The sequence below is a fragment of the Pseudacidovorax intermedius genome (assembly GCF_001476815.1).
Lineage (GTDB): Bacteria > Pseudomonadota > Gammaproteobacteria > Burkholderiales > Burkholderiaceae_C > Xenophilus > Xenophilus intermedius_A.
On sequence record NZ_LDSL01000026.1, the window covers coordinates 35,590 to 47,980 of the forward strand.

Below are 12,391 nucleotides of genomic sequence, written 5' to 3' on the forward strand. Positions count from 1 at the left end.
GCATCCGCCGCCGGCAATGCGTGGCGGCCGCTCACGCCGTGGCCAGGGGTGAGGTGCCGGCAGCGGCGAGGGCCGCCGGGCTGCCCGGAACGTCCGGCTTGCGGCCGGCCAGCACTTCGCACAGGTCGCGCAGCCGCCGCTCCAGCAGCCGGATGTGCTCGCCCTGGCCGGCGATCTCGGCCAGCCGGCCGTCCAGGCTGCCGGCGGCCTCGCGCACGCGGTCCATCGATTCGCCCCGCTTGGCATAGGCGGCGCGCCGTTCCTTGAGCTGGCGCTCCAGTTGCGAGAAGGCGCTGCGGCGCCAGTCCTCCAGTTCGCCGAGCGCCGCGTCGTTCACGGCGCGCACGCGGATCGCCAGGGCCTGGGCGAGCCGGCTGCAAAAGGCCGGCTGGGCCAAGCGCAGGACGTTGCCCACGCCCAGGTAATGCAGATGGCTCTGCTCGATGCTGCTCATCTCGTCAATGTACTGTGCCAGCCGGGGCTCGGCCGGCACCTGCAGGCCGAAGCCCTGCTCCGCATTGAGCCGGCGGAAGGCGGTCTGCAGCAGGCCCTGCTGCTCGCCCAGGCTGGCCTGCACTTCCGACAGGTTGTGGCGCAGCGTGTCGAAGGTGCGGCCGTAGACCTGCGCCAGCTGCAGCTTGATGCCGGGCCGGCGCAGCGCCTGCGCGAACTGGGCCAGGTCGGTCTTGAGGGCGGTGGCGCCGAGCACGGCCTGGGCTTCGTTCAGCCGCTGGTCCAGCGCACGGCGCAGCACCAGCACCTGGGCGGCGGCCGCTTCGAATTCGCTCTGCTCCTGCTCGACACGCTGGCGCATGTGGCGCAGCACGGCGGCGTTCTTGCCGCGCAGCCCTTCCAGCTCCATGGCCTGCTCGGCCAGTTCGCGCTGGCGCTGGCGCAGGATGCGGCCCGCTTCGGTGCGCAGGGCAGCGACGCCGGATTCGACGGCGCGCTGCAGGATGGCCTCGCGCTCGGCCAGCAGGCCGGGGCCAAGAAGGGCCTCCAGCGCCGGCAGACGGCTGGCGGCCAGCAGCTCGGCGTCCTTGGCAATGCGCGCCTGCAGCCCCTTCTGCGCCGACACGGCCAGCACCCGCGCAGGCGCGATGGCGAGCGTCTCGGCCGACGCGGCGCACTGGCGCGCGATCTGCGCCTCGATCTCGGCCGGGCTGCTGAGCGAGTCCCACAGCGTGTCGATCTTGTTGAGCACCACGATGCGGGCATCCGCCGCCTGGCCGGCCGCACCCAAGTGCTCGCGCCAGATGGCCAGATCGGAGCGGCTGACGCCGGTGTCGGCGCCCAGGATGAACAGCACCGCATGTGCCTGCGGCAGCAGGCTCATGGTGAGTTCGGGTTCGGCGCCGATGGCGTTCAGCCCCGGCGTGTCCAGGATCACCAGCCCCTGCTCCAGCAGCGGATGCGGCAGGTTCAGCACGGCATGGCGCCAGCGCGGCACCTCGACCAGGCCGGCTGCATCGAGCGGCGGGTTGTCGTCGGGTGCCTCGTCGCGCCAGAAGCCGAGGGCACGCGCCTCGTCCTGCGGCACCCGCTGGACCTCGGCCACCTTGTGCAGGGCCGCGGCGATCTGCTCGCCATCGGTCGGCACCAGCGGCATTTCGGTCCAGCCTTCGGCGGTCTCGCGCCAGTGCAGGAGCGATTCGGGCTGCAGCCGCGTGGCGATGGGCAGCAGGCGCAGGCCGGTCGGCAGGGCCGGGTCGTAGCGCAGTTCGACCGGGCACATCGTGGTGCGCCCGGCACTGGCCGGCATGATGCGGCGGCCATAGCCGGCGAAGAACAGCGCGTTGATCAGCTCCGACTTGCCGCGCGAGTATTCGGCCACGAAGGCCACCATGACGCGGCTGGTGCGCATCAGGGCCTCGACGGCGCGCAGCCGCTCGGCCACCGCCTCGTCCAGCAGGTCGTTGTCGGTGAGCCAGGCGGACAGCCAGCGAAGCCGGTGCGCCAAGCTTCGGCGCCAGGCGCCGTGCTGCTCGAACTGCTGGGAGAAAGGGCCGCTCAAGAGAATCCCGCGGGGTGATTTACAAAAGATAACATTTTAGGTTGGCGACTGCGCCTCAAGTGGACCGCGGGAGTCGCCAAGGCGCGCCGTGGGCGGCACGCACAAGTGGCGAGTCGGCGAACCTGCCCGATATTCTTCGCGCGAAATGAGGCCGCCTGCCCGCGCGCAGGCACCGCCATCCGGCGGACGCCGTCGTCCACCCGCCCTGCTCAGGGCTTTTGGCAGCGGGCGCAGTAAAACGTCGAGCGCTGGCCCTGGCGCAGCATCCGGATCGGCTCGCCGCACTGGCGGCAGGCCTGGCCGGCGCGGCCGTAGACCATGGCCTGCAGCTGAAAGTGGCCGGCCTGGCCGTCGATGTGGGAGAAGTCGCGCAGGCTGCTGCCGCCCAGTTCCACCGCCCGCGCCAGCACCTCGCGCACGGCCGCATGCAGACGCGCCGCCCTCGGCCGGGAGATGCGCGCCGCCGGCACCGTGGGCCGGATGCCCGCGAGGAATAGCGCCTCGGACGCATAGATGTTGCCCACGCCCACCACCACGTCGCCCGCGAGCAGCACCTGCTTGACCGGCGCGCGCCGCCTGCGCAGGCCGGCATGGAAGCGCTCGAGGTCGAAGCCCTCGTCCAGCGGCTCCATGCCCAGGCCGCCCAGCAGCTTGCGGGCGAGCGGGGCGTCTTCGCCATCCACATGGATCACCGCGCCGAAGCGCCGCGGATCGTTCAGCCGCAGCGTGCCGCGGGTGGTCACCAGGTCGAAGTGGTCGTGCGGCCCCGGCTCGGGCAGCGCGGGCGCGAAGCGCAGGCTGCCGGACATGCCCAGGTGCAGCAGCAGCAGGCCGGCGTCCAGGTCGATCAGCAGGTACTTGCCGCGCCGGCGCACCTGCACCACCGTGCGGCCCACCAGCGTGTCGGGCTCCACGGCCAGCGCCCAGCGAAGCGGCTTGCCCACGCGCAGCGCGGTGATGGTGGCGCCGGCGATGCGGTCGGCGAATCCGCGGCGGGTGACTTCGACTTCGGGAAGCTCGGGCATGAGAGGAACCACGCGGCCCGCCACCGGTCGGAAGAGAACCCTTCGCCCCTCCCGGATGCGGACAAAGTCATGGATTATTATGGTTTGATGAGCCCCTTGCCCCGCCGGCGCCATCTGGCGACAGCCCTCCTGACCCTCGCTTCGCTTCCCGCACTGGCCCAGCAGGCGCCCGCCGGCCCGCCGGCCGCAACGGCTCCCACGGCGGCGGCCTCTGCCGAGGCGGCGCGCCCCTCGGCCATGACCGCCGAACTGTTCTATGAGGTGCTGCTGGGCGAACTCAACGCCCGTGGCGGCGACCCCGTGGAGGGCTTCCAGCTGCTGCTGGATTCCGCGCGCCGCACCCGCGATCCCGCCCTCTTCCAGCGCGCCGTCGATGTCGCGGTACGCGCCCGCTCGCCGGAGGCCGCGCTCGTCGCCGTGCGGGCCTGGAAGCAGGCCCTGCCCGACGCCCGCGAGCCCCGCCGGCTGGAGCTGCAGATCCTGATCGTCCTCGGCCGCCTGGCCGAAACCGTCGAGCCGCTGCGTGCCGACCTGGCCGCCACCCCCGTGCCCGAGCGCCCCGCCGCGCTGGCCGCCATGGTGCGCGCCTATAGCCGCGCGCCCGACAAGGCCGCCGCCGCGCGGGCCGTCGAACAGGGGCTGGCCGACGAACTCAAGCCCGGCGCACCTTCCGCCGGCCTGGCCTGGGCCGCCGTGGGCCGCATGCGGCTCAATGCCGGCGACCCGGCCGGTGCGCTCGCCGCCGCCCAGCGCGGCAACGCGGTCGACCCCGATGCGGACGGCCCCGCCGTGCTGGCCCTCGAACTCATGGACCCGGCCCGGCCCGAGGCCGAGGCCCTGGTGCGCCGCTACCTGGCCCAACCCAATCCCCTACCCGAAGCACGCATCGCCTATGCGCGGGCATTGGCGCTCAACCAGCGCTATGCCGACGCCACGACGCAGATGGACGCCCTGACCCGCGCCCGCCCGGACCTGCCCGATCCCTGGCTGCTGCTCGGCTCGCTGCAGGCGCAGTCGCACCAGGACACCGCGGCCCAGGCCTCGCTGCAGCGCTACCTCGACCTCGCCACAAAGCAGAGCGACGCCGACGAACGCGCCCGCGGCATCGCCCAGGCCTACCTGCAACTCGCCCAGCTGGCCGAGCGGCGCAAGGACTTCGCCGCCGCCGAGCAGTACCTGGCGCGCGTCGAAGGCGACGAGGACATGGCCGCCGCGCAGATGCGCCGCGCCATGCTGCTGGCCAAGCAGGGCAAGGTGGCGGAGGCCCGCCAGCTGGTGCGCAGCATGCCCGCCCGCACCGACGCCGACCGACGCCAGCAACTGCTGGCCGAGGCCCAGGTGCTGCGCGAAGCCAGGATGAACCAGGCCGTGTACGACCTGCTCTCCAAGGCCAGTGCCGACGCGCCGAACGACCTCGATCTGGTCTACGACCTGTCCATGGCCGCCGAGAAGATCAACCGCCTCGACGAAATGGAGCGCCTGCTGCGCCGCGTGATCGCGGCCCGCCCCGATGGCGCCGCTGCGTACAACGCGCTGGGTTACTCCCTGGCCGACCGGGGCGTGCGGCTGGACGAGGCCCGGACGCTGATCCGCAAGGCCGTGCAGCTGGCGCCGGACGATCCCTTCATCGCCGACAGCTTGGGCTGGGTCGAGTTCCGCATGGGCAACCTGCCCGAGGCGCAGCGCATCCTGGAAGGCGCCTACAAGAGCCGCCCCGATCCCGAGATCGGCGCCCACCTCGGCGAGGTGCTGTGGGCCCAGGGCCAGCGCGACCGCGCCATCGGCATCTGGCGCGAGGCCTCGATGGCCGACGCGGAGAACGAGACGCTGCAAGCCACCCTGCGCCGCCTGCGGGTGAAGCTGTGAGGCGCCGCGCCCTGCTCGCGGGCGCTGCGGGCGCCGGCCTGCTGGTGGCCGGCTGCGCCACGCCGCGCAGCCGCTCCGCGGGCACCGACACCCCAGCACGCTGGAGCGGCCGCCTGGCATTGAGCGTGGACAGCACGCCACCCCAGACCTTCGCCGCCGTCTTCGAACTCGAAGGCTCCCCGGAGCGCGGCCAGCTGCTGCTGACGACGCCGCTGGGCAACACGCTCGGCGCCCTGCAATGGACGCCCGGCGAGGCCATCCTGCGCGACGGCAACCAGCAGCGACGCTATGCCTCCCTGGCCGAACTCACCCAGGCCGTCACGGGTGCCGCGCTGCCCGTGGGCGCCCTCTTCGACTGGCTGGAAGGCCGACCGGCCGAGGTGCCCGGCTGGCGCGCCGAACTGTCGCAGGTGCCCCAGGGCCGGCTGCAGGCCACGCGCGACGCACCGCTGCCCACTGCACAGCTGCGGCTGGTGTTCGACCGACCCGCGCCGTGAACGCCCTCTACGACCTGCCCGCGCCCGCCAAGCTCAACCTCTTCCTGCACATCACCGGCCGGCGCCCGGACGGCTACCACCTGCTGCAGTCGGCGTTCATGCTCATCGACTGGTGCGACACGCTGCACGTCGAGCTGCGGCGCGACGGCGGCCTGTCGCGGGAAGACCTGGGTCCGGCCCTGCCGCCCGACGACCTGGTGCTGCGCGCCGCGCGTGCGCTCCAGCAGTCCAGCGGCACCCCGCTCGGCGCGCACATCGGCGTGCTCAAGCGCGTGCCTGCGCAGGCCGGCATGGGTGGGGGCTCTTCCGACGCGGCCACCTGCCTGCTGGCGCTCAACCGGCTCTGGAACCTGCACCTGCCGCTGGCCGACCTGGCGCGCATCGGCCTGGCGCTCGGCGCCGACGTGCCATTCTTCCTGGGCGGCCGCAACGCCTGGGTGGAAGGCATCGGCGAACAGCTCACGCCGCTGGTGCTGCCCCCGGCGCGCTTCGCGGTGCTCAAGCCGGCCGCCGGCCTCGACACGCGTGAAATTTTTTCGTCACCCGATCTTCACAGAGCCACGGAAGCTGCTATAGTTGCGGTCTTCGCTGCTCAGGACGGCAAACGAATCTTCCGATTCGGACACAACGACCTGCAGCCGGTTGCCCAGCGGCTCTGCCCGCAGGTGCATCAGGCCCTTCAAAGGCTCGATGCCCATGGCCTCAGTGCCAGGATGACCGGCTCCGGAAGTGCCGTCTTCGCGCAGCTGCCGAACGATTCGCCGCAAGGCCTGGTTGACGACCTTTCCAGGGATCTTCCCGAAGGTTGGCAATACCGGACCTGCAGCAATCTCGCGATCCATCCGCTTTCGGATTGGGCCACGTAGGCATAGACCGGCCGCTCGCGGCTGGTTGCGACATTCATCGGTGGATGGTCACTTGGCCATCCTCCTGTGTAGGGGAGTCGCCAAGTTGGTTAAGGCACCGGATTTTGATTCCGGCATTCGAGGGTTCGAGTCCTTCCTCCCCTGCCAAATGCTCTCAAGCATCAGGCCCCACCTTTTCTCTCCGACTGCCGGGAAGCACGCATGCAGGCCCCACATCCTGATTTCATGGTTTTCACGGGCAATGCCAACCCGGGCCTGGCAGCAGAGATCGTCCAGCATCTCGGCACCTCCCTCGGCGCTGCGCGCGTCGGCCGCTTCTCCGACGGCGAAGTCACGGTCGAGATCAACCAGAACGTGCGGGCCCGCGAGGTCTTCGTGGTGCAGTCCACCTGCGCCCCGACCAACGAAAACCTGATGGAACTGCTGATCATGGTCGACGCGCTCAAGCGCGCCTCGGCCGAGCGGATCAGCGCCGTCATCCCCTACTTCGGCTACGCCCGCCAGGACCGCCGGCCGCGTTCCTCGCGCGTGCCGATCTCGGCCAAGATCGTGGCCAACCTGCTGCAGACCGTCGGTGTGTCGCGCGTGCTGACCATGGACCTGCATGCCGACCAGATCCAGGGCTTCTTCGACATTCCGGTCGACAACATCTACGCCTCGCCGGTGCTGCTGGGCGACCTGCGCACCAAGAACTACGAAGACCTGATCGTGGTGAGCCCCGACGTCGGCGGCGTGGTGCGGGCCCGTGCCATCGCCAAGCAGCTCGGCTGCGACCTGGCCATCATCGACAAGCGCCGCCCCAAGGCCAACGTCAGCGAAGTGATGCACGTCATCGGCGAGATCGAGGGCCGCAACTGCGTGATCATGGACGACATGATCGACACCGCCGGCACGCTGGTGAAGGCGGCCGAGGTGCTCAAGGAGCGCGGCGCCAAGAAGGTGTATGCCTATTGCACGCACCCCGTGTTCTCCGGTCCGGCCATCGAGCGCATCGCCCAGGGTTCGGCCCTGGACGAGGTCTGCGTCACCAACACCATCCCGCTGTCAGACGGCGCCCTGGGCTGCGGCAAGATCCGCCAGCTGTCCGTGGCCCCGTTGTTCGCGGAAACCATCCACCGCATCGCCAACGGCGAGTCGGTCATGAGCCTGTTCTCGGATTCGGACAGCGCCGCGTAAAGCGCGCCGCCCGGTCCTGGAACTTTCAGTGGGCGCCCTCGCGGCGCCTTTTTGTCGAACGGCACCGCACTGGTCGCGGTGGGTGCCACAGAGGCGGGCCTCGGGCCCTGGCCTCACAGGAGTCACTTATGAAATTCGTCGCTTTCGAGCGCGCCAAGCAGGGCACGGGTGCGAGCCGCCGTCTCCGCAATTCGGGCAAGACGCCCGGCATCGTCTACGGTGGCGAAGGCCAGCCGCAACTGGTCGAGCTCGACCACAACGCGCTGTGGCACGCCCTGAAGAAGGAAGCCTTCCACTCCTCCATCCTCGAGATGGACCTGGGCGGCAACGTCACCAAGGTGCTTCTGCGCGACGTGCAGTACCACCCGTACAAGCAGCTGGTCCAGCACGTGGACTTCCAGCGCGTGGATGCCCGCACCCGCCTGACCGTGAAGGTGCCGCTGCACTTCAAGGGTGAGGAAGAGTCCGAAGCCGTCAAGCTGCACCAGAACCTGGTGACGCACGTGATGACCGAAATCGAAATCAGCGTGCTGCCGGCCGACCTGCCCGAGTTCATCGAGGTCGACCTGTCGGGCCTGACCAACGGCGGCACCGTGTACCTCAAAGACATCAAGCTGCCCGGCCGCGCCAAGGCCATCACCCACGGCAAGCCGAACCCGGTGATCGCTTCGGCCGTCGCCCCGGTGCCGGAAGAGGAAGAGGCGCCCGCCGCCGCTGCCGCTCCGGCCGCCGAGCCCGCCAAGGGCAAGGGCAAGAAGAAGTAATTCGCGCCCTGGCCGCACCGCGGCCATTGCTCTAGGCCCGCCCCACCCGGCGGGCCTTTTTCATTGCCGGGCCGCCCAAATTGACAAGCGTCCCTTGGGGCAGCACCCCCACGAAGCGGGAAGTCGGGGGCCTTCTTCTGCGTTTCTGAACGACGCTGCCGCGCCTCGCGCAGCGCGCCGGCCCCCTCGGGATAATCCAGCCCCATGATCAAGCTCTTCGTTGGCCTCGGCAATCCGGGCCCCGACTATGAGGACACGCGCCACAACGCCGGCTTCTGGTGGATCGACGCCCTCGCCCGCGACTGGAAGCTCAACCTGGTGCCCGAGCGCAGCTACCACGGCCTGGTGGCCCGCGCCAACATCGGTGGCCAGACGGTCTGGCTGCTGGAGCCGCAGACCTTCATGAACCTCTCGGGCAAGTCCGTCGCGGCCCTGGCCCGCTTCTTCAAGATCGCGCCCGACGAGATCCTGGTGGTGCACGACGAACTCGACGTCGTGCCCGGCCAGGCCAAGCTCAAGTTCGGCGGCAGCCATGCCGGCCACAACGGGCTGCGCGACATCCATGCGCAGCTGGGCACCGGCGACTACTGGCGGCTGCGCATCGGAATCGGCCATCCGGGCGTGAAGTCCGAAGTCGTGGGCTGGGTGCTCAAGAAGCCGCTGCGCGAACAGCGCGAGGCGATCGACGACGCCATCGTCCGCAGCCTGCGGGCGGTGCCCACCCTCCTGGCGGGTGACATGACGACCGCGATGCAGCAGATCCACACGCATAAGCCGCCGCGGCCCAAGCCGCCGCGCCAGGAGAGCGCGCCTGGGGAGAAACCGCCAGGCTAGTCCCAACCATCCGTTTCGATCAGGGAGGAACCGTGCGACCCATTTACACAACACAACCGGCGCACACCGATCACCACCGCGGCCCCGGCCGCGGCATGCGGCGGCGCCTGCTGGGCGCGGCCATGGCCGCCTGCCTGTGCACTGCTGCTGTGGCCCAGCCGATGAAGTCGCAAAGCGGCACGATCTGGCGCTGCGGCAACACCTACAGCCAGTTTCCGTGCGACGACGGCAAGGCCATGAGCCAGCCGCCGGCCGCCTCGCCGCAGGCGGCGCGGGAATCTCAGGCGCAGACCGACCGCATCCAGCGCCACGCCGACGCCATGGCGCGCGAGCGCGAGCGGCAGGAGGACCGGGCGGCACGCCAGCGGCCCGGCGTGTTCGCGCACCCGTCCGGACAGCAGGCCACGTCGAGTCTCGACGGTGAGCGCCTTCACAAGCCGCGCTCGCCCAAGCGGCACACAGTGGGCGGCGACTTCACGGCACGGGGTGCGGGCGAAGCGCCGGCCGGCCCAAAGAAGAAAAAGAAAAAGCCCGTCGATTGAGCCGCCGGACGGCGGCGACCGGCTTCAGCGCTGGACGGAAGGCTGCGGCTGCGCCGCATCGCCGGTCAGCCGCTCGTACTTGGCCATCAGCATCGGCCGCGTCTCCACGTGCGCCGGGTTGACCGGGATGCAGGCCACGGGACAAATCTGCACGCACTGCGGTTCGTCGAAGTGGCCCACGCATTCGGTACAGCGGTGCGGATCGATCTGGTAGAACGATTCGCCCATCGAGATCGCGTCGTTGGGGCACTCCGGCTCGCAGACGTCGCAATTGATGCATTCGTCGGTGATCATCAGGGCCATCCCCGGATTATCCCTGGGTGGGCACGCAGGTTGCATGGGCGTGAACTATTCCCTCAGCGGTTATGCTGCGCCGCTTGCGCCGGCACCGGCCCTGCTTTCACGATGAGTCTCTTTCTTCTCAAGCGTCTGGCGACGCTGGTCGGCACCCTGATCGGGGCGTCGGTCATCATCTTCCTCGTTCTCGAGATCCTGCCCGGCAACGCCGCCCAGATGCTGATGGGCCCCGACGCCTCGCCCGACGCCGTTGCGGCCCTGGCCACCAAGCTGGGTCTGGACCAGCCGGCCTGGACGCGCTACTGGCACTGGGTGGGCGGCATGCTCACGGGCAACCTGGGCGACAGCTACACCTACGGCTCGCCGGTGGCCGAGCTGATCCTCGAGCGGCTGCAGCTGACCATTCCCCTCGCCTTCATGGCCATGCTGCTGACCACGGTGCTGGCGCTGGTGGTGGGCATGACCGCCGCCTCGCGCCACAACCAGCTGGGCGACGTGGGCCTGATGGGCCTGACGCAAGTGGGCATCGCCATCCCCAACTTCTGGTTTGCCATCCTGCTGATCCTGCTGTTCTCGGTGAAGCTGCAATGGTTCTCCGCGGGCGGCTTCGACGGCTGGGGCGAAGGCATGGGCGGCATCCTCGACGGCATCAAGGCGCTGCTGCTGCCCGCCCTGTCGCTGGGGGTGGTGCAGGCGGCCATCCTGGCGCGCATCACGCGCTCGGGCGTGCTCGAGGTGATGCGCGAGGACTTCGTGCGCACCGCCCGCGCCAAGGGCGTGAGCCAGCGCGCGGTGCTGTGGCTGCACGTGCTGCGCAATGCGCTGATCCCGGTCATCACGGTCATGGGCATGCAGTTCTCCGAACTGCTGGCGGGCACCATCGTGGTGGAGAACGTGTTCTACCTGCCCGGCCTGGGCCGGCTGATCTTCCAGGCCATCAGCAACCGCGACCTGGTCGTGGTGCGCAACTGCGTGATGCTGCTGGCCGCCTTCGTGGTGATCGTCAACTTCGTGGTCGACGTGCTCTATGCCGTGATCGACCCGCGCATCAAGGCTTCCGACATATGAGCAGCGCCGGCATTCCTGCGGCCACGACGCCCGCCACCGGCCGCACCGCGGGCCGGCACGGCTTCTGGCAGCGTGCGCTGCGCCACCGCAGCTTCATGATCGGCGGCGTCCTGACGCTGGCGCTGATCGTGGCGGCGGGCCTGTCCTTCGTGTGGACGCCCTTGTCGCCCTACGACATGGACATGGCCAACAAGCTGGCCGGTCCGTCGGCGAAGCACTGGCTGGGCACCGACGCCTTCGGGCGCGACGTGGCCTCGCTGCTGCTGGTGGGGGCGCGCGCGTCCATCCTGGTGGGCATCATCGCGGTGGGCATCGGCCTGGTGGCCGGCACGGCGCTCGGCCTGCTGGCGGCCGCGAAACGCGGCTGGGTCGAAGAGGCCATCATGCGCCTCACCGACTTCTCGCTGGCCTTTCCGGCCATCCTGCTGGCGATCATGCTGACGGCCGTGTTCGGCGCCGGCATCGTCAACGCCATCATCGCCATCGGCATCTACAACATCCCGATCTTCGCGCGCATCACGCGCGCCTCGGCCAATGCCGTGTGGTCGCGCGAGTACATCGCCGCCGCGCAGGCCTGCGGCAAGGGGCCGTTCGCGATCACCATGCAGCACGTGCTGCCCAACATCTCGGCGGTGCTGATCGTGCAGATCACCATCCGCTTCGCCATCGCCATCCTGGCCGAGGCCGCGCTGTCCTACCTGGGCCTGGGCACGCAGCCGCCGCAGCCCTCGTGGGGCCGCATGCTGAGCGAGGCGCAGACGCTGATGTTCCAGCAGCCGCTGCTGGCGGTGTGGCCCGGCGCGGCCATTGCCATGGCGGTGCTCGGGCTGAACCTCATGGGCGATGGCCTGCGCGACCTGCTCGACCCCCGCCTGGCGCGCGCACGATGACCGTCGCCTTCTCCCTCGCCTCTCTTCCTGCCGCCCGCTGACCCATCCATGGCCCTGCTTGACGTCCACGACCTGCACATCGGCCTGCAGACCCACCGAGGCCCGGCCGAGGCGGTGCGCGGCATTTCCTTCTCGCTCGAACGCGGCGAGACGCTCGGCATCGTCGGCGAATCCGGCTGCGGCAAGTCCATCACCGTGATGGCGCTCATGGGGCTGCTGCCCAACACGGCGCGCGTGACCGGCAGCATCCGCTTCGACGGCCAGGAGCTCGTCGGCCTGCCCGAGAAGGCGCTGTGCGGCATCCGCGGCAACCGCATCGGCATGGTGTTCCAGGAGCCGATGACGGCCCTCAACCCCGTGCACACCATCGCCCGCCAGGTGGGTGAGCCACTGCGGCTGCACCGCGGCCTGTCGAAGGCCGAGGCGCGCAAGGAAGTGCTGGCCCTGCTCGACCGCGTGGGCATTCCCGATGCGGCCTCGCGGCTGGACGCCTATCCGCACCAGTTCTCCGGCGGCCAGCGCCAGCGCATCGGCATCGCCATGGCGCTGGCC

General features: G+C 70.2%; 13 protein-coding genes and 1 tRNA gene. 11 read left to right on the forward strand and 3 right to left on the reverse strand.

Annotated features, from left to right (window positions below; translation table 11 throughout):
- Positions 1-31: 31 nt before the first annotated feature.
- Both NS331_RS03425 and mutM read right to left on the reverse strand, forming a co-directional pair.
- Entirely contained in the window at positions 32-2,014 is a 1,983-nt protein-coding gene (locus NS331_RS03425; protein WP_058640613.1) for a dynamin family protein, read from the reverse strand.
- 209 nt (positions 2,015-2,223) lie between these two features.
- Positions 2,224-3,039 (reverse strand): bifunctional DNA-formamidopyrimidine glycosylase/DNA-(apurinic or apyrimidinic site) lyase, encoded by an 816-nt coding sequence (gene mutM, locus NS331_RS03430; protein ID WP_058640614.1) that lies wholly within the window; start codon positions 3,037-3,039, stop codon positions 2,224-2,226.
- Between the two features lie 237 nt (positions 3,040-3,276).
- On the opposite strand from mutM, the gene NS331_RS03435 reads away from it, so the two are divergent.
- The 8 genes from NS331_RS03435 to NS331_RS03470 all read left to right on the forward strand — a co-directional run bounded on the left by NS331_RS03435 (position 3,277) and on the right by NS331_RS03470 (position 9,584).
- A complete protein-coding gene (locus NS331_RS03435; RefSeq protein WP_242873636.1) occupies positions 3,277-4,905 on the forward strand; it encodes a tetratricopeptide repeat protein in 1,629 nt (542 codons plus the stop codon).
- Positions 4,902-5,402 (forward strand): lipoprotein insertase outer membrane protein LolB, encoded by a 501-nt coding sequence (locus tag NS331_RS03440; RefSeq protein WP_058640616.1) that lies wholly within the window; start codon positions 4,902-4,904, stop codon positions 5,400-5,402. The genes NS331_RS03435 and NS331_RS03440 overlap by 4 nt, the downstream gene beginning before the upstream one ends.
- A complete protein-coding gene (gene ispE / locus NS331_RS03445; RefSeq protein ID WP_058640617.1) occupies positions 5,399-6,268 on the forward strand; it encodes a 4-(cytidine 5'-diphospho)-2-C-methyl-D-erythritol kinase in 870 nt (289 codons plus the stop codon). Before NS331_RS03440 ends, ispE begins: the two co-directional genes overlap by 4 nt.
- Positions 6,269-6,338: 70 nt before the next feature.
- A tRNA-Gln gene (locus tag NS331_RS03450) sits at positions 6,339-6,415 on the forward strand.
- A gap of 54 nt (positions 6,416-6,469) precedes the next feature.
- Complete coding sequence (locus NS331_RS03455; RefSeq protein WP_058640618.1) at positions 6,470-7,444, forward strand: ribose-phosphate pyrophosphokinase; 975 nt, start codon at positions 6,470-6,472, stop codon at positions 7,442-7,444.
- A 128-nt stretch (positions 7,445-7,572) separates the two neighbouring features.
- On the forward strand, positions 7,573-8,208 hold the full coding sequence (locus NS331_RS03460) for a 50S ribosomal protein L25/general stress protein Ctc (protein WP_058640619.1): 636 nt from the start codon (positions 7,573-7,575) through the stop codon (positions 8,206-8,208).
- Positions 8,209-8,412: 204 nt separating this feature from the next.
- Positions 8,413-9,042, forward strand: coding sequence for an aminoacyl-tRNA hydrolase (gene pth, locus NS331_RS03465; RefSeq protein WP_058640620.1), 630 nt, complete (start codon positions 8,413-8,415; stop codon positions 9,040-9,042).
- A 32-nt stretch (positions 9,043-9,074) separates the two neighbouring features.
- Entirely contained in the window at positions 9,075-9,584 is a 510-nt protein-coding gene (locus NS331_RS03470) for a hypothetical protein (protein WP_153012734.1), read from the forward strand.
- 24 nt (positions 9,585-9,608) lie between these two features.
- Here NS331_RS03470 and NS331_RS03475 read toward each other — a convergent pair whose 3' ends face one another.
- Complete coding sequence (locus NS331_RS03475; RefSeq protein WP_058640622.1) at positions 9,609-9,887, reverse strand: YfhL family 4Fe-4S dicluster ferredoxin; 279 nt, start codon at positions 9,885-9,887, stop codon at positions 9,609-9,611.
- 102 nt (positions 9,888-9,989) lie between these two features.
- Between NS331_RS03475 and NS331_RS03480 the strand changes: the two genes are divergently transcribed.
- The 3 genes from NS331_RS03480 to NS331_RS03490 form a co-directional block, all read left to right on the forward strand.
- Positions 9,990-10,949, forward strand: a complete 960-nt coding sequence (locus NS331_RS03480) for an ABC transporter permease (RefSeq protein ID WP_058640623.1) — start codon at positions 9,990-9,992, stop codon at positions 10,947-10,949.
- On the forward strand, positions 10,946-11,839 hold the full coding sequence (locus NS331_RS03485) for an ABC transporter permease (RefSeq protein ID WP_058640624.1): 894 nt from the start codon (positions 10,946-10,948) through the stop codon (positions 11,837-11,839). Before NS331_RS03480 ends, NS331_RS03485 begins: the two co-directional genes overlap by 4 nt.
- Before the next feature lie 48 nt (positions 11,840-11,887).
- Positions 11,888-12,391: ATP-binding cassette domain-containing protein (locus NS331_RS03490; protein ID WP_153012735.1), on the forward strand; the 504-nt coding region annotated here is incomplete at its 3' end.

Excerpts from the sequence above, each read along its gene's own strand:
- NS331_RS03480 (WP_058640623.1), top strand. The coding sequence starts at position 9,990 with ATGAGTCTCTTTCTTCTCAAGCGTCTGGCGACGCTGGTCGGCACCCTG.
- pth (WP_058640620.1), top strand. The coding sequence starts at position 8,413 with ATGATCAAGCTCTTCGTTGGCCTCGGCAATCCGGGCCCCGACTATGAG.
- NS331_RS03460 (WP_058640619.1), top strand. The coding sequence starts at position 7,573 with ATGAAATTCGTCGCTTTCGAGCGCGCCAAGCAGGGCACGGGTGCGAGC.
- mutM (WP_058640614.1), bottom strand. The coding sequence starts at position 3,039 with ATGCCCGAGCTTCCCGAAGTCGAAGTCACCCGCCGCGGATTCGCCGAC.
- NS331_RS03435 (WP_242873636.1), top strand. The coding sequence starts at position 3,277 with ATGACCGCCGAACTGTTCTATGAGGTGCTGCTGGGCGAACTCAACGCC.
- NS331_RS03475 (WP_058640622.1), bottom strand. The coding sequence starts at position 9,887 with ATGGCCCTGATGATCACCGACGAATGCATCAATTGCGACGTCTGCGAG.
- NS331_RS03455 (WP_058640618.1), top strand. The coding sequence starts at position 6,470 with ATGCAGGCCCCACATCCTGATTTCATGGTTTTCACGGGCAATGCCAAC.
- NS331_RS03485 (WP_058640624.1), top strand. The coding sequence starts at position 10,946 with ATGAGCAGCGCCGGCATTCCTGCGGCCACGACGCCCGCCACCGGCCGC.